We start from the raw sequence: 19,067 nt of genomic DNA on the forward strand, positions 1-19,067 counted from the left end.
AAGTCGGGGAAAGAAGCCAGGCGCTCTGCCTGGCTTCTTTCGTTTCAGGGCTTCGCTATTCGATCACGATTTCGTAGAGTCGGGGCCAGTGCTTGCCTGTGACGAACAGCCGACCTGTCGCGGCGTCATGAGCAATGCCGTTCATCACCGCTTCTGGCCCCACTCGCTCGCTGGATGGATAGAGCGTCGTCAGATCGACCACGGCTGTCACCTGGCCGCTGTCGGGTGCGATTTGCACCAGATGATCACTGCGCCAGACGTTGGCCCAGATGGCGCCATTGATGTATTCCAGTTCGTTGAGCCTGTGCACCGGGCGCTTACCGGCGCGGACCTTCACCCGTCGCACGACGTTCCGGGTCTCGGGATCGAGAAACCGTAGCTCGTCCGTACCGTCGCTCATGATCCAGTGCTGTCCATCCTGGGTCAGACCCCAGCCTTCGCCGGTATAGCTGAAGGTTTCCAGTCGCTCGAAGGTCTTGGCGTCGTAGATGATCCCGAGCCGTTCGCGCCAGGTCAGTTGCACCAGGCGTCCGCGCCAATCCGTGAGGCCCTCGCCGAACAGATTGGGGGCGAGCCGGATGTCCTGCTCCACGCGCCCGGTTTCCAGATCGACCCGGCGCAAGGTCGAACGGCCATAGTTGCCGGTGCTCTCGTAGAGCGTGCCGTCGATGAAGATCAAGCCCTGGGTGAAGGCGCTCGAGTCGTGCGGATAGCTCGCTACCACCCGATAGCCGAGTACCGGCGCTGAGTCGGCTAAAGCGACACCACACCACAGCATCAACAGCGCGACCAAACCGAGTCCCGACTTCATGCGGCCAGTCCTCGCGCCTGCAACTCGCGGATCTGGTCGCGAATCGCCGCCGCCTCCTCGAACTCCAGATTCTTAGCGTGCTGGTACATCTGCTTTTCCAGCGTCTTGAGACGCTTGGCCATCTGCTGGGGCGTCAGACGACCGTACTCGGCCACCTGCTCGGCGACCCTGGCGTATTCGCGGGCCTTCATCGGTGCGCCGGGCGTGTGGGCTTCCAGGATGTCGGCAACCGCCTTGCGGATGGTCTGGGGTGTGATGCCCTGGGCTTCGTTCGCCGCGATCTGCTTGGCGCGGCGCCGCTCGCTCTCCTCGATCGCGCGCTGCATTGAGCCGGTGATCCGGTCGGCATAGAGGATCGCCTTGCCGTTGGCGTTGCGCGCCGCGCGGCCGATGGTTTGGATCAGCGAATCGGTCGAGCGCAGAAACCCCTCCTTGTCGGCATCCAGGATCGCCACCAGCGACACCTCGGGCATGTCCAGCCCCTCGCGCAGCAGATTGATGCCGACCAGCACGTCGAAGGCGCCGAGCCGCAGATCGCGGATGATCTCGACCCGCTCGACGGTGTCGATGTCCGAATGCAGATAGCGCACCTTGACGCCGTGCTCGTCGAGATACTCGGTCAGATCCTCAGCCATGCGCTTGGTGAGCGTCGTCACCAGCACCCGCTCGTCGGCGGCCACGCGCGGGCCGATCTCGGACAGCAGGTCGTCGACCTGACTGAGCGCCGGGCGCACCTCGACCTCGGGATCGACCAGCCCGGTCGGGCGCACCACCTGTTCGATGACCGCGCCCGAGTGCTCGATCTCGAAGGCGCGCGGCGTGGCCGAGACATAGATGGTCTGCGGCTGGCGTGACTGGAACTCCTCGAACTGGAGCGGGCGGTTGTCAAGCGCCGAGGGCAGCCGGAAACCGTAGTTGACCAGATTCTCCTTGCGCGAGCGGTCGCCGCGATACATGCCGCCGAGCTGGGGCACGGTGACATGGCTCTCGTCGATGACGAGGATCGCATCGGGCGGCAGATAGTCGTACAGGGTCGGCGGCGGCTCGCCGGGTTGGCGTCCGGAGAGATAGCGGCTGTAGTTCTCGATGCCCTGGCAGTAGCCGACCTCCAGCATCATCTCCAGATCGAACAATGTGCGCTGTTCGAGCCGCTGGGCCTCGACCAGCTTGTCGTTGGCGCGCAGCCAGTCGAGCCGCTCCCTGAGTTCCGGTTTGATGAGATCGATGGCCTTCAGAATGGTCTCGCGCGGGGTGGCATAGTGGGTCTTTGGGAACACCGTGTAGCGCGAGACCTGCCGCCGCACCTCGCCGGTGAGCGGATCGAACAGCGACAGCGTCTCGATCTCGTCGTCGAACAGGGCGATGCGCAGCGCCTCGTCGTCGGACTCGGCCGGATGGATGTCGATCACGTCGCCGCGCACGCGATAGGCGCCGCGCGACAGCTCGATCTCGTTGCGGGTGTATTGCAGCTCGGCGAGCCGGCGCAGGATGGCGCGCTGGTCGATGCGCTCGCCGCGCTTGAGGATCAGCACCATCTTCAGATAGGCCTCGGGATCGCCCAGACCGTAGATCGACGAGACGGTGGCGACGATGATGACGTCGCGCCGTTCCAGCAGCGCCTTGGTCGCTGAGAGGCGCATCTGTTCGATGTGCTCGTTGATCGCGGCGTCCTTCTCGATATAGGTGTCGGTCGCCGGGACATAGGCTTCGGGCTGGTAGTAGTCGTAATAGGAGACGAAATACTCCACCGCGTTGCGCGGGAAGAACTCGCGCATCTCGCCATAGAGCTGGGCGGCCAGCGTCTTGTTGGGTGCGAGGATCAGGGCCGGACGCTGGACCTGGGCGATGACGTTGGCGATGGTGAAGGTTTTGCCCGAGCCGGTCACGCCGAGCAGGGTCAGGCCGGCCTCGCCGTCGTTCAGGCCCTCGACCAGACGGCGGATGGCTTCGGGCTGGTCGCCGGCCGGGGCGAAGGGGCTGACGAGTTCGAAGGCGGGACTGGACGGGTTGGACATGCCGGGAAACCTCGGGGATGCGCACAGCGGGCGCAGGTGGGGGAGGGGCGTTCGATTCGAGTGTCGGACAGCGGACGATTCGCTATTATTGTGGGCCTCCAACCACGAATCCAGCCATCAGGGCCATCCAGGTACTTTCGTCCATGACCACCAAGCTCGCTGCCCGCGTCCAGGCCGTCAAGCCGTCCGCGACCCTTGCCATCACCGCCCGCGCCGCCGCGCTCCGTGCCGAGGGTAAGGATGTGATCGGACTCGGCGTCGGGGAGCCGGATTTCGATACCCCCGAGCACATCAAGGCCGCCGCCATCCGCGCCATCGAGTCCGGCTTCACCAAATACACCGCCGTCGACGGCACGCCGGATCTCAAGCGCGCCATCATCGCCAAGTTCCAGCGCGAGAACGGGCTGGACTATGCGCCGAATCAGATCCTGGTCTCGTGCGGCGGCAAGCAGAGTTTCTTCAATCTGGCGCAGGCGCTGCTCGATCCGGGTGACGAGGTGGTGATTCCGGCACCCTATTGGGTGTCCTATCCGGACATGGTGCTGCTGGCCGGCGGCCTGCCTGTGTTCGTGCAGGCGGGCGCAGCGCAGTCGTTCAAGATCACCCCGGCCCAGCTCAAGGGGGCGATGAACGAGAAGACGCGGCTGGTGGTCATCAACAGTCCGTCCAATCCGACCGGGATGGCGTACAGCCGTGAGGAGCTGGAGGCGCTCGGTGAGGTGTTGCGTGATTTCCCGAAGGTGATCATTGCGACCGACGATATGTATGAGCATATCCGTTGGAGTTCGGCGCCTTTCGTGAACATTTTGAATGCCTGTCCGGATCTGGCGCCGCGCACGCTGGTGCTGAACGGGGTGTCGAAGGCGTATTCGATGACGGGCTGGCGGATCGGCTATGCGGCTGGGCCGGCGCACATCATCAAGGCGATGAACACCATCCAGTCGCAGAGTACGTCCAATCCGACGTCGATCTCGCAGGTGGCGGCGCAGGTGGCGCTGGACGGGCCGCAGGAGTGCATCGGGGTGATGCTCAAGGCGTTCATGGAGCGGCACGATTTCGTGGTCGAGCGGCTCAACCAGATTCCGGGCATCGAGTGTCTGCCGACCGATGGGACGTTCTATGTATTTCCGAAGGTGCAGAAGCTGATCGAACGTCTGGAAGGGGTGAACAACGATCTGGAGCTGGGCGAATATCTGATCGAGAAGGCGGGCGTGGCGGTGGTGCCTGGGTCGGCGTTCGGGTTGGGCGGGTATATGCGGTTGTCGATCGCCACCAGCCGCGAGACGCTGGAACGGGCGTTGGATCGGATCGAGCAGGCAGTAAAAAACGCTTGACGCGGGTCGGGTCGGGCACTACCATGCGCGGCTCATGACTTTCCCTGGTAGCTCAGTCGGTAGAGCGGGTGACTGTTAATCACTAGGTCGGCGGTTCGAGCCCGTCCCAGGGAGCCATATAAGTAGAAGAAATCCCTGCCTTCTTGCGGAGGCAGGGATTTTTTTGCCTGCCTGATCGCTGGACTCCGGCGCATGTCCGGGACGTTGCCGGATCTTCCACAGTTTGAGATGTAGAGCCGCTTGAAGAGATTGCGGTGTACGACAAGCATCGCTGACGCAGCTCTAGCATCGGAAGCGACTGATGCTATGTGCGAGTTCCGTGGCGCTCTGGGCGATCTGGGTCGAGGTGCTGGCATTGGCGTCAGCAGCCGAGGCGGTGTGGTCGGCGATATCGCGGATGGCGACGATATTGCGGTTGATCTCCGTCGCCACATGCGTCTGCTCCTGAACGGCGGCGGCAATCTGCGTGCTCATCTCCTGGACGCCGGCCATGTCTTCGGTGATGCGCTGGAGAAAAGCGCCCGCCTCGTTGGCTTGGGCCGAACCGGCGAGTCCTTCTTCGCGACACTCCTGGATCAGGGAGACGATGGTTCCGGTCTTCTGCTGGAGCGCGCTGATGATGCCGCCGATCTCCTCGGTCGCCGTCCGGGTGCGCATGGCGAGGGTTCGTACCTCACCGGCGACGACGGCAAAGCCGCGTCCCTGTTCACCCGCGCGGGCGGCTTCGATCGCGGCATTCAGGGCCAGCAGATTGGTCTGTTCGGCAATGCCGCGAATGACGTCCAGCACTGAGCCGATGGTGGTCGAACTCTGCACCAGTTCGTCCGCCGCCTGGGTGGAGCCGGCCAGACGGGTGGCCAGGGTGTCGATGCGCTGAATGGTCGTATCGACTTGGACCCGCCCCTGCTGGGCATGGAGGCTCGCCCGGTGTGTCCGGTCGGCGGCTGTCTCGGTGTTGCGGGCGATCTCCTCGACGGTCGCCACCATCTGGGTGATGGCCGTGGCGAGCTGATCGGCCTCGCTGAGCTGATGGCGGCCGCCGACCGAGGTTTGCTCTGCATTGGCCGAGAGCTGTGCCAGCGTCTGGCTCAGGTCATCGATGGTGCGCTGACACTGGAGGATCACTCGGGCCACGCTGTCCAGCATGCTGTTGAGATGCTCGCCCATCCGGGCCAGCTCGTCCTTGCCGCTGACGTCGAGACGCAGGGTGAGATCGTGATCGTCTGCGATGTTCTGGATGACGCTGACGGCCCGACTGATACCGCGGTTGAGACGGCGGGCGATCAGCCACGTCAGCAGCCCCACGAGCACCATCACGGCCAGGCCGAAGGCGGCGAGCCTCCATGCCGCACGGAGCTCGGCCGACTGAAGATGGGTTTCGAGGTTCGTCCTGATGGTATCGATTTGGGACTGAAGGCCTTGCATCTGAGCGTTCAGATCGGCCCTGAGTCCCTGGTCGGCGCTGAGTCCGACACGGATCTGGGATTCGACCAGATTCAGGAAATCCTGATGATAGCGCGCCAGGGCACGGGTGACCGTCTCATCGATCTCGGGCCGGGCGATCAGAGCGGCGTAGTTGGCTTTGAAATTGTCCACATACTTGGTGCTGGATCTCAGCATGAAGTCCTTTTCATCGCGACGCAGTTGCAGGATTCCGGCCAGCAGGTCGTCGCGCCCTGTCTCCTTGACGCTGGCCTCGGCGTGGTGCACCGCCTCGCGCAGGCTGCCGTAGAGTCCGGACTCGTGATCAAGCCCGATCGTCTTGGACTCATTGAAAAACTGTTCGAAGCGCTCCTGGTACTGAGCGATCTCCTGGCGGAGCGCATCGAACTGGGTGGCTGGTATCGCATCCTGGCCCAGCAGGCCGGCGAGTCGCGCGATATCCTGGTCGAGCGCGCGCAGATGCTCGCGCAGTTCCACGGCATCCCGCTCCGCATGCTGAAAGAAGAAGTCTTGCCCGTGGCGCTCCACCTTGAGGATCCGGCTGGTAAGCTGTGCGGTCAGTTGCCCGGCCGACGCCAGTCTTTCGAGCTGGAGCCAGGTCCACCAGGACGCCAGCAAAACGATCAGCAGACTGATGACGGACAGCGCCGAAAGACCAACGAGCTTGTGTTTGATCAGCATGAGGACGCTTCTCCTGATTTATGCGTCATTTGGTTGGCAGGCGGCTGCCGGAACGATCCTAAATATTTGTATTCCATAGCCTTGTTTGTATATCGAGCGCCCTTGGCCAAAGGCCGGGAGATGGCCGACGCCCGAGTGCTTTGCGGTTCCACGGCGTGTCTGATGCCGACAGCCAGCAACCTCCGAACGCGCCTGTAGCGCGAGAGCGGCAATCCGGCAACCACATTGCCATCCCCTTGGCAATTGTAGCGGAGCGCATCGCGGCCTATGCTGACACTGAATCCGGGGCGGCGCCTTGATTCGAGGTGATTCAGTTGGGATAGCCTGTCCGAGATGTATTCGTACACTTTTGGGGCGTGCATGAGACTGATGAAACTCAAGGACCTGGTCGATCTCGACGAATTGCGAGAACTCTGCGAGAGCTTCACCGCCCTGACCGGTGCCGTGACAGCCGTCCTCGATTTGGACGGGAACATCCTCGTCGCTACGGGGTGGCAGCGGATCTGCACCCAGTTCCACCGGGCACATCCTCGGACCGCCCTGCGGTGCCGCCAGAGCGATACCATCCTCGCCGGCTGCCTGGGGCGCGGGGAATCCTACAATGTCTATCGCTGCCAGAACGGCTTGGTCGACGTCGCCGTCCCGATCCATGTCGGGGGCGAACACGTTGCCAACTTCTTCACCGGGCAGTTCTTCTTCGAGCCACCGGACATCGACTATTTCCGACGTCAGGCCGAGGAGTTCGGCTTCGACGAAGCCGCCTATCTGGCGGCACTGGCTGAAGCCCCCATCTTCACCGAACGTCAGGTGCGCTCGATGATGGACTTCCTGACCCGGCTGGCCCGGGTCATGGGCGAGATGGGGCTGGCTCGGGTGCGGCAACAGGAGGCCAATCGCACACTCCAGCAACACCGCGACCATCTCGAGGAACTGGTGCAGGCCCGCACGGCGGAACTGTCTTTGGCCAAGGAGCAGGCCGAGGCCGCCAACCGGGCCAAGAGTGCCTTTCTGGCCAACATGAGCCATGAACTGCGCACGCCGCTCAACGCCATCACTGGGATGGCCTATCTGGTGCGCGCCAGCGGCGTCAGTGTGAAGCAGGCCGGTTGGCTCGACACCCTGGATGGGGCCAGCCGGCACCTGCTGGAGATCATCAGCGCGATTCTCGAACTCTCCAAGATCGAGGCGGGCGGCATGGAGCTGGACACCGTCCCCATCCGCCTCGACACCCTGGTGGCGAGTGTCGTTGACACGATCCTCCCCCAGGCCCGGGCGAAACACTTGCACATCGGTCTGGAGCTGGACCCCGTGTCGACCCCACTCATGGGCGATCCGGCCCGCTTACGGCAGGCTCTGCTCAACTACGCCGCCAATGCGGTGAAGTTCACCGCAACCGGTTCGGTGACGCTGCGCACCAAGGTCATCGAACAGACTCCGGAGTTCGTCATGATGCGCTTCGAAGTCGAGGACACCGGGGTCGGCCTCCCAGCCGATGTCATCGACCGCCTGTTCGAGAATTTCGAGCAGGCCGACAATTCCGCCACGCGCCGGTTCGGAGGTACTGGACTCGGTCTGGCCATGACACGTCGCCTGGCCCATCTCATGGGGGGAACGGTGGGTGTCTCCAGCACTCCGGGTGAAGGCAGCACCTTCTGGTTCACCGCGCGCCTGGGTGCGCGGCCCGCCGCGTTTCAGATTCAGTGCGCCGAACGGTAGACTGTTGGACGATCACGTCGCTCTCTGCATAGACTCCCACAGGCCAAGCGTCACTTGAACTCGAATCACCCAAAGCCTCCAGAGCTCCTGTCCCCGGCCGGCACGTTGCGCAATCTGCGTTACGCGCTCGCCTATGGTGCGGATGCCATCTACGCCGGTCTGCCGCGCTACAGTCTGCGCGTGCGCAACAACGACTTCGACCTGTCCAATCTGGCCGTCGGGATCGCCGAGACGCATCGACAGGGCAAGCGGCTCTATCTGGCGGCCAACCTCATGCCGCACGGAGCCAAGCTCAAGACCTTCATCGACGACATGCGGCCCATCGTCGAGCTGGGGCCGGACGGGCTGATCATGGCTGATCCGGGCCTGATCCTGATGGCGCGTGAGCAGTGGCCGGAGTTGCCGATCCATCTCTCGGTGCAGGCCAATACGGTCAACGCGGCGGCCGTGCGCTTCTGGCAGCGGCAGGGACTCAAGCGCGTCATCCTCTCGCGCGAACTGTCGCTCTCGGCCATCGCCGAGATCCGTGACGCCTGTCCCGACATGGAACTCGAAGTCTTCGTCCATGGCGCGCTCTGCATCGCCTATTCGGGGCGCTGTCTGCTCTCGGGTTACTTCAATCATCGCGATGCCAACCAGGGCGCCTGCACCAACGCCTGTCGTTGGGAATACCGGCTGGGTGTAACGGCCGGCGAGGCCGAAGCCGGGCCGGGGGGCGAACCCGATCACTGGCACGAGCACGCCGAAACCGAACCGGCTCCAGCGCGCCGCCACACGGCGGCTGAGTCGGTCTATCTACTGGAAGAAGCCCAGCGCCCCGGCGACTATATGCCGATCTTCGAGGACGAGCACGGCACCTATATCCTCAATTCGCGCGATCTGTGTGCTATCGAGCATGTCGAGCGTCTGGTGGCCATGGGGATCGACTGTCTCAAGATCGAGGGGCGCACCAAGTCGCACTACTATGTTGCGCGTGCCACTCAGGCCTATCGCGCCGCCATCGACGATGCCGTGGCCGGACGGCCCTTCCGGCCCGAACTCAAGCATGATCTGGAAGGGCTGGCCAATCGCGGCTATACCGAAGGCTTCTATCGTCGTCACGCCCCGAGCGAGACCCAGAACTATGCCTATGGCGCCTCGCGCAACCAGCGCCGGATCTTCGTCGGCGACCTGGGTGATGCCGGGCCGGGTTGGGCCGAAGTCGAGGTCAGGAACCGCTTCGCGCTCGGTGATACACTGGAGTTGATGACGCCGAACGGCAACCGCACCTTTCGACTGGAGCGCCTGGAGACGCTGGCCGGCGAGCCGCTGGAGGTGGCGCCCGGCTCAGGCTGGCGAGTCCGTATCCCCGTGCCCGAACCCGTCGGCGACAGCGCCTTGCTGACGCGCGCGCTGGAGCCGGGTTGACGCGCGTGGGTGAACGTTAGCGAATCCAGTCGATGAGGTTCATGAGCGGGTCTTCGCCCGTCTCGGGTCCGATGACGCGCCCGCGCACGCTGTGTCCGGCGTCCACGACCGAAGCCGGATCGCCGCTGATGAGCGGATGCCAGACCGGCAGCGGCCGACCTTCGGCCAAACGCCGGTAGGCACAGGTCTCCGGCAGCCAGTTGGGCCAGGCCAGCACCTGGGGGACGATGGTCACGCAATCGGGCATGTGCTGGGCGCGCTCGGCGTACCGACGGCAGCGGCAGGTCTCCAGATCGAGCAGGGCACAGGCCACGCGCGAATAGACGATGTTTCCGGTCTCTTCATCCTCGAACTTTTCCAGGCAGCACTTGCCGCAGCCGTCGCAGAGCGACTCCCACTGCGCGGCGGTCAGTTCGGTCAGGGGCGTGGTTTCCCAAAAGCGTTCGTTCATCGGGCGAGGACTCGTGTTTGGCTTGGCGACCATGGTTCATGGTCGGTGAGGCTGGATCGGAATGACGATTCTGAGGCCAGGATGTCCGGCCGTCGACCGCATTCGATCTCGATCGACATCGACGTGGAGGAGAACGAGATATGTGTCATGACGCTCAGTGCCTGATCGAGACGCCGATCGGCCGGCTGGGCCTGCACTGGCGGGGCGATGTCCTGACCGGCATCGAGCTGGACCCGCTGCCAGCCGATGGCCAGTCACCGTCAGAGTGCGAGCCGCCACAGGCGATCACGCGCCAGCTCGACGCCTATTTCCAGGCGCCCGAAACGCGCTTCGAGCTACCGCTGGAGCTGGCCGGCACGGCGTTTCAGCAACGGGTGTGGGCGCTGTTGCGCGCCATCCCGGCCGGTCAGACGCGCACCTATGGCGAGATCGCCCGCGAACTCGGCAGTGCGGCGCGCGCGGTCGGACAGGCCTGCCGTGCCAATCCATGCCCCATCGTGGTGCCCTGTCATCGGGTCGTCGGCCAGCGCGGACTTGGCGGTTTCGCTGGAGACCTGTCGGGCCGGCGGCTCGCCATCAAGCGCCGGCTGTTGGAGCACGAGGGTATTTTGCGGTATTCGACGCTGGTCGACAGCACGCTCGGACCGACGACGGTCCTCTGAAGACAGGATGGACGACCGCGCACTGATCGAAGGCTTCGCCGACGCACTCTGGATGGAACGCGGCCTGAGCCGGAACACGCTCACCGCCTATCAGTCCGATCTGCGTGCTTTCGCGCACTGGCTGAGCCAGGAGCGCGGGCGCACGCTGATCGCCGCCGAACGGGCCGATCTGCTCGACTATCTGGCCCGGCTCGCCAAGCAAGGCCGCAACCCGCGCTCCAGTGCACGCCTGCTGTCCTGTCTGCGCCAGTTCTATCAGCATCTGCGCCGGCGCGGTCTGATCGAGGCCGATCCCAGCGCCCGCGTCGAGGCGCCCAAGCTTGGGCGCCCGCTACCCAAGAGTCTGAGCGAAGCCGATGTCGAAGCCCTGCTCAACGCACCGGATACCGAAGACGCGCGCGGCCATCGCGACCGCACTATGCTGGAGGTGCTCTATGCCAGCGGTCTGCGCGTGAGCGAACTGGTGAACCTCACCCCCAGTCAGGTCAGCCTGACCCAGGGCGTGGTGCGCATCCTCGGCAAGGGCGGCAAGGAGCGTCTGGTGCCGCTCGGCGAGGACGCCTGCAACTGGCTGCGCGACTATGTGCGTGGTCCCCGGTTCGACATCCTCGGCGGCCGGGCCAGCGACTTCCTGTTCCCGACCCGCCGCAGTGACTGCATGACGCGCCAGGCGTTCTGGCAGCTCATCAAGCGCTATGCCATTCTGGCCGGGGTCGCCAAACCGCTCTCGCCTCACACCCTGCGCCACGCCTTCGCCACCCATCTGCTCAATCATGGCGCCGATCTGCGCGTGGTGCAGATGCTGCTCGGCCACAGCGATCTCTCGACCACCCAGATCTACACGCATGTGGCGCGCGAGCGGCTCAAGCAGCTCCATGCCCGTCATCATCCGCGCGGCTGACGTGATCGCGTGCGCCAGAGTCGTGTCGAATGGGTTAAGATTCGGGGCATTCTTCACGCAACAGCATTGTCGAGAGTCTGTACATCCATGCCTTCCTTCGACGTCGTCTCCGAGATCGATCTGCAAGAGGTGCGCAACGCGGTCGATCAGTCCAACCGCGAGATCGGCACCCGCTTCGATTTCAAGGGCGTCAACGCCAGTTTCGAGCTGAGCGACGACAAGATCCTGCTCACCGGCGAGCAGGAGTTCCACCTCCAGCAGATGATGGATATCCTGCGCCAGAAACTGGTCAAACGCGGGATCGACCTGGCGAGCCTCGACCCCGGCGAACCCGTGACCAACCTGAGCAGTGCGCGTCAGGAGGTCAAGCTCAAGCAGGGCGTCGACTCCGACACCGCCAAGACCCTGGTCAAGGCCATCAAGGCGAGCAAGGCCAAGGTGCAGGCCCAGATCCAGGGCGATCAGCTCCGCGTCACCGGCAAGAAGCGCGACGATCTCCAGGAGGTCATTGCACTGCTGCGTGGCGGTGACTGGGGGCTGCCCTTACAGTTCAACAACTTCCGCGACTAGGGTTTCGACGCCATGAACAGACTGACTCAACGCCTCCTGATCGCCGCCGCCCTGGTCCTGTCCAGCGGCCTGGCGCTCGCCGCGCCCGAGCAGAAGATCCGTGAGGCACTCAAGGAGATCGCTCCCGATCTCGAGATCAGCAACATCCAGCCCTCGCCGATCAAGGGACTCTACGAGGTCATGGCCGGCACCGATCTGATGTATATCACCGCCGATGGCCGTCACTTCATCAGCGGTCACATCGTCGATCTCAAGACGCGCGAGGATCTCACCGAGCCGCGTCTGTCCGAGGCGCGCAAGCGGCTGATCGACCGTATCGGCGAGAACGACATGGTCGTCTTCGGCGACAAGGATGCCAAGCACACCATCACCGTCTTCACCGACATCGAGTGCGGCTACTGCCGCAAGCTGCACAGCCAGATCGCCGACTACGAGAAGGAAGGCATCCGGGTGCGTTACCTGTTCTTCCCGCGTGCCGGCAAGGGCAGTCCGGCCTTCGACGAGGCCGTCTCGGTCTGGTGCGCCGGTGACGCTGAGGCCCGTCGCACGGCCATGACCAAGGCGAAGGCCGGTGAGCCGGTCGCCTCCAAGACCTGTGACAATCCGGTCGAGGAGCACATGGCACTCGGTGCCGATCTCGGATTGCGTGGTACGCCGGCCATCCTCACCGACACCGGCGAACTCATCCCCGGCTATGTCGAGCCCAAGCGTCTGGCTGCTCAGCTCAACAGCCAGTCCGGTGGCTGAGCGCCCCGCCAGCCCGAGCGCGCCGTGATGGATGCCAATCCCATCAGTGCCTTCGAACTGGACTTCGCTTGGTGCACCGATCAGGGACGGGTGCGCCAGCGCAACGAGGACGCCGTGGTCGTGTGTCCCGAGTTCGGTCTGATCGTGGTCGCCGATGGTGTCGGCGGGGCCTCGGCCGGTCATGTCGCCAGCCGTCTGGCGACCGGGACCATCGCCGAGCGCTTCGGCCGGCGCGTCGGCGCCAGCGCCAATGCCGAGAAGGCGCGGCTCTATCTCCAGGCCGCCGTCGAGGAGGCCAACATCACCATCCTGCGCCATGCCAAGGAGCATCCCGAGTGCGCGGGAATGGGCACGACCGTGGTCGTCGGTGCGGTCGGGCAGGACTGGCTGGCCTTCGCCCATGTCGGTGATTCACGTCTCTACCGGCTGCGCGGCGAGGAGCTGGTCCAGCTCTCGCGCGACCATTCGTTCATCCAGGAGGTCGTGGATCAGGGCTTCTTCAACACGCGCGAGGATGCGCGGCGCTATGGCATCGGAGAGAACATCCTGACCCGCGCCCTGGGGTCGACGCCCAGCGTGGCGGTGTCGTCCGATGTGATCGCGATCGACAGCGGCGATCTCTTCCTGTTCTGCACCGATGGACTGAGTGGTCTGGTGCCGGACGACTGGCTGAAGCAGATCCTGAGTTCGATCGGGGACGACGCACTCGAATCGGCGGCCGATGCCCTGGTGCGGCTGGCCAACGAGCGCGGCGGAAACGACAACATCACGCTCGCTCTGCTGCGTGTCGGAGAGCGGGTGGCGGTCTGAGGCCGGAATGTTCGACCGACCGACCCGGCTGTTCATCGTTCTCGGCGGTTTCTTCGTCTGTAATGCTCTGATCGCCGAGTTCCTGGGGGTGAAGATCTTCGCCCTCGAAGCGACCCTGGGACTGGCGCCACTCGACTGGAATCTGTTCGGTCAATCCGGCTCTTTGAGCTTCACCGCCGGCGTGCTGCTGTGGCCGGTGGTGTTCATCATGACCGACATCATCAACGAGTACTACGGCCGGCGCGGCGTGCGGCTGCTCTCCTATCTGACGGTCGGGCTCATCCTCTATGCCTTCGCTTTCGCCTATCTGTCGATCGGGCTTTCGCCGGCCGACTGGTGGGTCGGTATCCAGTCCGGGCAGGGCGTGCCGGACATGCAGGCGGCCTTCAGCGCCATCTTCGGTCAGGGCATGTGGATCATCGTCGGCTCGGTGGTCGCCTTCCTCATCGGCCAGATCGTCGATGTCACTGTCTTCCATCGCATCCGGCGGCTGACCGGCGGGCGCCATGTCTGGGCGCGCGCGACCGGCTCGACCCTGATCTCGCAGTTCATCGACAGCTTTGTGGTGCTCTATGTCGCCTTCGTGCTCGGGCCGCAGCAATGGCCGATGGAGCTGTTCCTCGCGGTGGGCACGGTGAACTATGTCTACAAGTTCGTCGTCGCCATCGTGCTCACGCCCCTGATCTATCTCGGGCGTGCGCTGATCGATCGCTATCTGGGTGATGAACTCTCCGGAACGCTTCGCGAACGCGCGGCGGCGGCTGAAGGGTTGGCCTGGTAGTGGGCCTCCAGTTCGGGGTGCAGGCCGTGGGCGAGTGGAAAAAGGCGAGTCGCGGTGTCCTGCCGAAGCACTTGGGGCAGCGGCCCAGGGTAGCGAACGTGATAACCGCTGGTCGGCAGCGTGGCTTCGATGGCGGTTTAGAAAGCGGCTTCACGGGGTCAGCTCCCGAGTAACCCGATTTCTGTTTCGTGGTTGCTTGCAGCCGACTGCGGTGCGTCTTCACCTAGCACGACCGGTTTGCCACCTTGCCAGATCACAGCGTACTGACCTAGCCGCCGCTTTCTTTCCAGTGCCTTGTCCACGGCTTGGCTGAGTGCACCCAGTAGCCGGCGACCTTCCTCCGATGGCATGGTTTTACGATGAATGTTCATGATTGTGACTCCTTGAGCAGACGCTGAAAATGATCCTCGTGCAGGATGTCTCGGTTTTCCGCTTGCTGTTCGAAGACCAGCATCGGGTGTTCTCCAGCGTTCATGAAACAGGTGCAGCGGTCCACGCGGTGACTGAAGTCGTTGAGTAGGTGGCGCAGGCCGCGTGGAAAGCGCCGTTTGATATCGACCTCTGGAATATCATGTCCGCCGTGGGCCACACGTTCGGCGACTCGCAGCTTCGACATTTCCACGCTGGGTAGGGCCAGGTAGATGATTTCCACCCACCAACCCTCCCGCCGTAAGCGTTCGACCGTGCGTAGATGGGTTCGTCCCGCCAGGGTTGTTTCGAAGGCGAAATCTTTGCGGTCCGTTATGCAGACTTCGATTTCGCGCAGAAAAATCCGGCTGGCGGCCAGCAACTCGCGTTCGGGTGCGAGCGGTTAAAGTCCGGCGGCGATTAGATCGGCGTTGATGAAGCGGGAGCAGCCGGCAACCTGGGGCAGGTAGTCCAGAGCGAAGGTGGTCTTACCCGCGCCATTAGGGCCGGCGACGATCCAGCACTTGGGCGTCGTCATGTCCGCATCGCCTCCAGCGGAATATGGCCGTTGACGGAGGCGGTCATGAGGGTGACGCGGTGTTCTTTGACAAAGGATATGGAATCGCAAACCGCTTTCAACCTAACGCCATCCCGCTCGTCAGGTAGCGAAGCGAGAAGGTCGATGGCGTTCACTCCATTCATATGCCCCCCATTCGCCGATCCCATTCACCGCACAGCTTGCGGAACGAGCGACTGCGCTCGAACGCCTGCTGCAAATCCATGCGCGCAGTGAAAGCCGGCTGGTCGGTAGGTGTCACCTCCCGCAACAGCGCGTCGTGGCGCTTGAGCACGGCGCAGCATGTTCAATGGTAACATCACGAGCTCATGCTCATACTGCAGTGGACGATAGGGACCGCATGGCAGGTCGGCCACCGACCAGATGAAGTAGGCGAGTTGATGGAAGCTGGCGCTCATGGAGGCATCCGGGCAGAATTTCACATGTCTTGTCGATCAGGCGCAGTCTAGCAGGCCGCGATCGGTGCAGTCAGTGTGCCGGCGGCGTGTCTTGCGCACGCTGTCCGTGAGACAGGCCGCGAATCGGTGCGCGATCCCAGCGCCTTCGACCCGTCTGGACTAAGCTTCCATCAAGGCAATGATTTTTTGACGGAGGAACCGAGATGATCACCGGAATCGTCGGCCAAGCCGGTTGGATGGGGATGCAGCGGGGTATGGATGGGTTGAGTCAGAACGCCAGCGAGATCGCGGGCGCCGGCGTCAAGCCGCTGGAAGGCACCACGGTGCGCGACATCAGTGAGCCGCTGATCGATCAGACCGAGAACCTGCGTCAGGTCGAAGCCTCGGCCAAGGTGCTCCAATCCTCGACCGACGCCTTCGATCATCTGATCGATATCCTCGCCTGATCGATCACCCGCTCGTAGAACTTCAGCAGGCGGTCGGCCAGCACCGGGGCTGACCAGTCGTGTGCGTGTTCGACCGCCTCGCGCGCCAAGCGCTTGCGCAGCGTCGGATCCTTCAGCAGCCGCACCGCCTTGCCGGCAAAGTCCACCTCGTCTTCCTCGGCGATGAGCGCGCCCTGCCCCTCGCCCAGCACTTCCTTGGTGCCCATGACCGCCGTCGAGACCACGGGCACGCCGAGCGCCATGGCCTCCAGCAACACCAGTCCCTGGGTCTCGGTGCGTGAGGCGAAGAGAAAGGCCGTACCGGCCCGATAACAGTCCTCCAGACTGCCGTCGCGATTCAGATAGCCCAGAAAGCGCGTGTTGTCGGCCAGCCCCAGTTGTTCGGCCAGACGCTCCAGATCGCGCTGCGCCGGTCCCTCACCGGCGATCACCAGCAGCACGTCCGGCACCTCGGCCTTGATCCGGACCAGTGCGCGCAGGATGAATTCGATGTTCTTCTCGAAGGCGAGCCGGCTCACCAGCACCAGCACCGGACGCTCGGGCGGGATGTCATGACGCGCCCGGAAGCGCTGACCGTCGCCCTGGCTGAACTGATCCAGATCGATCCCGGTGGGGATGACCTCCGCCGCAGTCTGGATCCCATAGTCCCGGAGCACGTCGAGCATCGCCTGGGAGGGCACCACGAGCGCATCGACACCGTTGCATTGGCTGGTCGAGAAATGGCGCGCGGCACCATGCATCCAGCGCGCCGGTACCCAGGGGACATAGTGATGCAGATACTGCTCGAAGAAGGTGTGATAGCTCTCGACCACGGGCAGTTCGAGCCGCTTGGCCAGCCCCAGGCCGGAATAGTGGGCGATGAAGGGCGTCTGGATGTGGAGCAGATCGAATCCGCGCCCTTTGAGTGTATCCGTCAGGCGGCGGATCTTGAATGGCTGGAGGATGCGATCCTCGGGGTCGATCGGCAGATAGCGCGAGGGGATGCGGATGATCTCGAACGACTCGTTCGCGCTTGCATCATAGTCACTCGAACCATAATCGGGCGCGATCAACGTGACTTCGTGCCCCTTGGCGCCGAATTCACGCGCGAAGGTCTGGATCGACGTCGAGACGCCGGTCACGCGGGGAAAATAGACATCCGAGATCATCAAGACGCGCATGGATCATTGCCCGAAACCGAAAAATCCGGCGATCATACCTGATAAATCGTCTTCATCGCTTCCAACCTTTCAGGAGCCAGTCATGGTAGATCGGTCACATCTCGTTCGGTTCATACGCACGGCAGGTCTGGTTTGGATCCTCGGGTGGCCGGCCCTCGCCGGCGCGCAGGGGCAGCAGACCGTCGTGCCCGCGCTCTGGGGGCAGGGAGTCAAGAGCTGCGCGGACTATCTCGCCAGTCGACCGGGACCGGGCGCGCCGGCCGGGATCGCCGGTGAGGAGTATCGACTCTACCGCCAGTGGCTGGCGGGCCTGGTCACGGGTCTGAACCTGGCCGTGGGTCGCGACGTGCTTGCGGGCAGTGAACTGGAGGCGGCCATGCTGCGCATCGGCTCGCTCTGCGAGAAGCAGCCTCAGGAGGATTTTTTCAATACCAGTCTGCGCCTGATCCGCTCGCTCGGACAGTTGCAGAGCGCTCCAGGCCAGGCAAAGCCGTAGAGATCCGGGTTGACAGCGCGGTCTCGCCGGATGCGCGCTGTCACGTAATCGTCATCTTGTCTTCATACAATGGGAACCAGCCGTGACGACAATAGCGCCCCGTGCGATTTCGTCCACTTTCAGGAGATTCCCAGCGCATGAACAAGACTCTGATCGCCGCGGCCGTGACTCTGGCCGCAACCACGCTCTCGACCCAGGCCATGGCCCGCGACACCATCAACATCGTCGGTTCCTCGACCGTGTTCCCGTTCTCGACCGCCGTGGCCGAGACCTTCGGTCGCACCACGAGTTTCAATACCCCCAAGGTCGAGTCCACCGGCACCGGCGGCGGCATGAAGCTGTTCTGCGGCGGCGTCGGCGTCGATCATCCCGACATCACCAACGCCTCGCGTGCCATGAAGACCAGCGAGTTCGAAGCCTGCCAGGAAGCCGGCGTCAAGGAGATCACCGAGGTCAAGATCGGCTATGACGGCATCGCCATCGCCAACTCCAAGACGTCCGGTGCCTGGGATCTGAGCCTCAAGGACGTCTATCTGGCGCTGGCCAAGGATGTTCCGGACGGCAAGGGCGGCTTCATGGCCAACCCCTACAAGACCTGGAAGGACGTCAACGCCGATCTGCCCGAAGTCAAGATCGAAGTCCTGGGGCCGCCGCCCACCTCAGGCACCCGTGACGCCTTCGTCGAGCTGGCCATGGAGGGGGGCTGCGACAGCATCCCCGAGATCAAGGAACTCAAGAAGACCGACAAGGACAAGCACAAGGCCGTCTGCCACGGCATCCGTGAAGACGGCGCCTATATCGAGGCCGGCGAGAACGACAACCTGATCGTGCAGAAGCTGGTGGCCAATCCGAGCGCGCTCGGCATCTTCGGCTACAGCTTCCTGGATCAGAACGCCGACAAGGTCCAGGGTGCCAAGATCGATGGCGTCGATCCGACCTATGACAGCATCTCCGACGGCTCCTATCCGGTCTCGCGCTCGATCTACTTCTATGTCAAGAAGGCCCATGTCGGCACCATTCCCGGCATCGAGGAGTTCGTCAAGGAGTTCACCAGCGACAAGGCCTGGGGCCCCGAGGGCTATCTGGCCGACAAGGGTCTGATCGCTCTGCCGGATGACGAGCGCGCCGCCGTCGCCGAAGCCGCGCAGTCGCTCAAGCCGATGGACAAGCCGGCCAAGTAAGGCCGCGCCGGAGACTTCCCGCTCGTTGCCGATGCCCGGTTCTCTCGGGCATCGGCCTTTGCATTCAAACCC

20 protein-coding genes and 1 tRNA gene are annotated in these 19,067 nt (G+C 63.7%); 13 read left to right on the forward strand and 8 right to left on the reverse strand.

All coding sequences use genetic code 11. From position 1 onward, the window contains the following. Positions 1 to 55 precede the first annotated feature (55 nt). Both ALVIN_RS01785 and uvrB read right to left on the reverse strand, forming a co-directional pair. Positions 56 to 811 carry a glutaminyl-peptide cyclotransferase gene (locus ALVIN_RS01785; protein WP_012969596.1) on the reverse strand — a complete coding sequence of 252 codons (756 nt, stop codon included), beginning with the start codon at positions 809 to 811 and terminating at the stop codon, positions 56 to 58. Next, the gene (gene uvrB, locus ALVIN_RS01790; RefSeq protein WP_012969597.1) at positions 808 to 2,826 is read right to left on the reverse strand and encodes an excinuclease ABC subunit UvrB; all 2,019 of its coding nucleotides are present in this window, start codon (positions 2,824 to 2,826) and stop codon (positions 808 to 810) included. Before uvrB ends, ALVIN_RS01785 begins: the two co-directional genes overlap by 4 nt. Positions 2,827 to 2,969: 143 nt before the next feature. Between uvrB and ALVIN_RS01795 the strand changes: the two genes are divergently transcribed. After that, the gene (locus tag ALVIN_RS01795) at positions 2,970 to 4,160 is read left to right on the forward strand and encodes a pyridoxal phosphate-dependent aminotransferase (RefSeq protein WP_012969598.1); all 1,191 of its coding nucleotides are present in this window, start codon (positions 2,970 to 2,972) and stop codon (positions 4,158 to 4,160) included. 41 nt (positions 4,161 to 4,201) lie between these two features. After that, positions 4,202 to 4,277: transfer RNA gene (locus tag ALVIN_RS01800), tRNA-Asn, on the forward strand. A gap of 165 nt (positions 4,278 to 4,442) precedes the next feature. Here the strand turns inward: ALVIN_RS01800 and ALVIN_RS17455 are convergent. Then, the gene (locus ALVIN_RS17455; RefSeq protein WP_012969599.1) at positions 4,443 to 6,284 is read right to left on the reverse strand and encodes a methyl-accepting chemotaxis protein; all 1,842 of its coding nucleotides are present in this window, start codon (positions 6,282 to 6,284) and stop codon (positions 4,443 to 4,445) included. A 360-nt stretch (positions 6,285 to 6,644) separates the two neighbouring features. Between ALVIN_RS17455 and ALVIN_RS01810 the strand changes: the two genes are divergently transcribed. Together ALVIN_RS01810 and trhP are read left to right on the forward strand one after the other, a co-directional pair. After that, a complete protein-coding gene (locus ALVIN_RS01810) occupies positions 6,645 to 8,000 on the forward strand; it encodes a PocR ligand-binding domain-containing protein (protein WP_012969600.1) in 1,356 nt (451 codons plus the stop codon). A gap of 54 nt (positions 8,001 to 8,054) precedes the next feature. Further along, positions 8,055 to 9,407, forward strand: a complete 1,353-nt coding sequence (trhP, locus tag ALVIN_RS01815; protein ID WP_012969601.1) for a prephenate-dependent tRNA uridine(34) hydroxylase TrhP — start codon at positions 8,055 to 8,057, stop codon at positions 9,405 to 9,407. 16 nt (positions 9,408 to 9,423) lie between these two features. Here trhP and ALVIN_RS01820 read toward each other — a convergent pair whose 3' ends face one another. Continuing rightward, positions 9,424 to 9,858 carry a YcgN family cysteine cluster protein gene (locus tag ALVIN_RS01820; RefSeq protein WP_012969602.1) on the reverse strand — a complete coding sequence of 145 codons (435 nt, stop codon included), beginning with the start codon at positions 9,856 to 9,858 and terminating at the stop codon, positions 9,424 to 9,426. A 140-nt stretch (positions 9,859 to 9,998) separates the two neighbouring features. Between ALVIN_RS01820 and ALVIN_RS01825 the strand changes: the two genes are divergently transcribed. The 6 genes from ALVIN_RS01825 (at position 9,999) to ALVIN_RS01850 (ending at position 14,329) form a co-directional block, all read left to right on the forward strand. Beyond that, positions 9,999 to 10,520 (forward strand): methylated-DNA--[protein]-cysteine S-methyltransferase, encoded by a 522-nt coding sequence (locus ALVIN_RS01825; protein WP_012969603.1) that lies wholly within the window; start codon positions 9,999 to 10,001, stop codon positions 10,518 to 10,520. A 7-nt stretch (positions 10,521 to 10,527) separates the two neighbouring features. Beyond that, complete coding sequence (gene xerD, locus ALVIN_RS01830) at positions 10,528 to 11,421, forward strand: site-specific tyrosine recombinase XerD (protein WP_012969604.1); 894 nt, start codon at positions 10,528 to 10,530, stop codon at positions 11,419 to 11,421. Between the two features lie 87 nt (positions 11,422 to 11,508). Then, positions 11,509 to 11,991, forward strand: coding sequence for a YajQ family cyclic di-GMP-binding protein (locus tag ALVIN_RS01835; RefSeq protein ID WP_012969605.1), 483 nt, complete (start codon positions 11,509 to 11,511; stop codon positions 11,989 to 11,991). Positions 11,992 to 12,003: 12 nt separating this feature from the next. Next, entirely contained in the window at positions 12,004 to 12,738 is a 735-nt protein-coding gene (locus tag ALVIN_RS01840; RefSeq protein ID WP_012969606.1) for a DsbC family protein, read from the forward strand. A 27-nt stretch (positions 12,739 to 12,765) separates the two neighbouring features. Continuing rightward, positions 12,766 to 13,548: a PP2C family protein-serine/threonine phosphatase gene (locus tag ALVIN_RS01845; protein ID WP_012969607.1), complete on the forward strand. Its 783-nt coding sequence runs from the start codon at positions 12,766 to 12,768 to the stop codon at positions 13,546 to 13,548. A gap of 7 nt (positions 13,549 to 13,555) precedes the next feature. After that, the gene (locus ALVIN_RS01850; protein ID WP_012969608.1) at positions 13,556 to 14,329 is read left to right on the forward strand and encodes a queuosine precursor transporter; all 774 of its coding nucleotides are present in this window, start codon (positions 13,556 to 13,558) and stop codon (positions 14,327 to 14,329) included. Positions 14,330 to 14,487: 158 nt separating this feature from the next. Here ALVIN_RS01850 and ALVIN_RS16855 read toward each other — a convergent pair whose 3' ends face one another. From ALVIN_RS16855 to ALVIN_RS18135, 3 genes are read right to left on the reverse strand one after another with little or no spacing between them, the layout of a single operon-like run. After that, on the reverse strand, positions 14,488 to 14,700 hold the full coding sequence (locus ALVIN_RS16855) for a hypothetical protein (protein ID WP_012969609.1): 213 nt from the start codon (positions 14,698 to 14,700) through the stop codon (positions 14,488 to 14,490). After that, entirely contained in the window at positions 14,697 to 15,119 is a 423-nt protein-coding gene (locus tag ALVIN_RS01855; protein ID WP_223295246.1) for a hypothetical protein, read from the reverse strand. Before ALVIN_RS01855 ends, ALVIN_RS16855 begins: the two co-directional genes overlap by 4 nt. A 21-nt stretch (positions 15,120 to 15,140) precedes the next feature. After that, positions 15,141 to 15,275, reverse strand: a complete 135-nt coding sequence (locus ALVIN_RS18135; RefSeq protein ID WP_263053325.1) for a hypothetical protein — start codon at positions 15,273 to 15,275, stop codon at positions 15,141 to 15,143. Positions 15,276 to 15,915: 640 nt separating this feature from the next. Between ALVIN_RS18135 and ALVIN_RS01860 the strand changes: the two genes are divergently transcribed. Further along, positions 15,916 to 16,158 (forward strand): hypothetical protein, encoded by a 243-nt coding sequence (locus tag ALVIN_RS01860; protein ID WP_012969610.1) that lies wholly within the window; start codon positions 15,916 to 15,918, stop codon positions 16,156 to 16,158. Here ALVIN_RS01860 and ALVIN_RS01865 read toward each other — a convergent pair. Continuing rightward, positions 16,134 to 17,318, reverse strand: coding sequence for a glycosyltransferase (locus ALVIN_RS01865; RefSeq protein ID WP_012969611.1), 1,185 nt, complete (start codon positions 17,316 to 17,318; stop codon positions 16,134 to 16,136). The genes ALVIN_RS01860 and ALVIN_RS01865 overlap by 25 nt on opposite strands. Before the next feature lie 82 nt (positions 17,319 to 17,400). Between ALVIN_RS01865 and ALVIN_RS01870 the strand changes: the two genes are divergently transcribed. Together ALVIN_RS01870 and ALVIN_RS01875 are read left to right on the forward strand one after the other, a co-directional pair. Further along, positions 17,401 to 17,814 (forward strand): hypothetical protein, encoded by a 414-nt coding sequence (locus ALVIN_RS01870; protein ID WP_012969612.1) that lies wholly within the window; start codon positions 17,401 to 17,403, stop codon positions 17,812 to 17,814. Between the two features lie 137 nt (positions 17,815 to 17,951). Continuing rightward, positions 17,952 to 18,995, forward strand: a complete 1,044-nt coding sequence (locus ALVIN_RS01875) for a PstS family phosphate ABC transporter substrate-binding protein (protein WP_012969613.1) — start codon at positions 17,952 to 17,954, stop codon at positions 18,993 to 18,995. Positions 18,996 to 19,067 lie beyond the last annotated feature (72 nt).

The organism is Allochromatium vinosum DSM 180, assembly GCF_000025485.1.
Classification (GTDB): domain Bacteria; phylum Pseudomonadota; class Gammaproteobacteria; order Chromatiales; family Chromatiaceae; genus Thermochromatium; species Thermochromatium vinosum.

Excerpts from the sequence above, each read along its gene's own strand:
- ALVIN_RS01870 (WP_012969612.1), top strand. The coding sequence starts at position 17,401 with ATGGTAGATCGGTCACATCTCGTTCGGTTCATACGCACGGCAGGTCTG.
- ALVIN_RS01795 (WP_012969598.1), top strand. The coding sequence starts at position 2,970 with ATGACCACCAAGCTCGCTGCCCGCGTCCAGGCCGTCAAGCCGTCCGCG.
- ALVIN_RS01785 (WP_012969596.1), bottom strand. The coding sequence starts at position 811 with ATGAAGTCGGGACTCGGTTTGGTCGCGCTGTTGATGCTGTGGTGTGGT.
- ALVIN_RS01875 (WP_012969613.1), top strand. The coding sequence starts at position 17,952 with ATGAACAAGACTCTGATCGCCGCGGCCGTGACTCTGGCCGCAACCACG.
- uvrB (WP_012969597.1), bottom strand. The coding sequence starts at position 2,826 with ATGTCCAACCCGTCCAGTCCCGCCTTCGAACTCGTCAGCCCCTTCGCC.
- ALVIN_RS01865 (WP_012969611.1), bottom strand. The coding sequence starts at position 17,318 with ATGCGCGTCTTGATGATCTCGGATGTCTATTTTCCCCGCGTGACCGGC.
- ALVIN_RS01845 (WP_012969607.1), top strand. The coding sequence starts at position 12,766 with ATGGATGCCAATCCCATCAGTGCCTTCGAACTGGACTTCGCTTGGTGC.
- ALVIN_RS01850 (WP_012969608.1), top strand. The coding sequence starts at position 13,556 with ATGTTCGACCGACCGACCCGGCTGTTCATCGTTCTCGGCGGTTTCTTC.
- ALVIN_RS01825 (WP_012969603.1), top strand. The coding sequence starts at position 9,999 with ATGTGTCATGACGCTCAGTGCCTGATCGAGACGCCGATCGGCCGGCTG.
- ALVIN_RS17455 (WP_012969599.1), bottom strand. The coding sequence starts at position 6,284 with ATGCTGATCAAACACAAGCTCGTTGGTCTTTCGGCGCTGTCCGTCATC.
- ALVIN_RS18135 (WP_263053325.1), bottom strand. The coding sequence starts at position 15,275 with ATGACGACGCCCAAGTGCTGGATCGTCGCCGGCCCTAATGGCGCGGGT.
- ALVIN_RS16855 (WP_012969609.1), bottom strand. The coding sequence starts at position 14,700 with ATGAACATTCATCGTAAAACCATGCCATCGGAGGAAGGTCGCCGGCTA.
- ALVIN_RS01820 (WP_012969602.1), bottom strand. The coding sequence starts at position 9,858 with ATGAACGAACGCTTTTGGGAAACCACGCCCCTGACCGAACTGACCGCC.
- ALVIN_RS01860 (WP_012969610.1), top strand. The coding sequence starts at position 15,916 with ATGATCACCGGAATCGTCGGCCAAGCCGGTTGGATGGGGATGCAGCGG.
- ALVIN_RS01840 (WP_012969606.1), top strand. The coding sequence starts at position 12,004 with ATGAACAGACTGACTCAACGCCTCCTGATCGCCGCCGCCCTGGTCCTG.
- ALVIN_RS01835 (WP_012969605.1), top strand. The coding sequence starts at position 11,509 with ATGCCTTCCTTCGACGTCGTCTCCGAGATCGATCTGCAAGAGGTGCGC.
- ALVIN_RS01810 (WP_012969600.1), top strand. The coding sequence starts at position 6,645 with ATGAGACTGATGAAACTCAAGGACCTGGTCGATCTCGACGAATTGCGA.
- xerD (WP_012969604.1), top strand. The coding sequence starts at position 10,528 with ATGGACGACCGCGCACTGATCGAAGGCTTCGCCGACGCACTCTGGATG.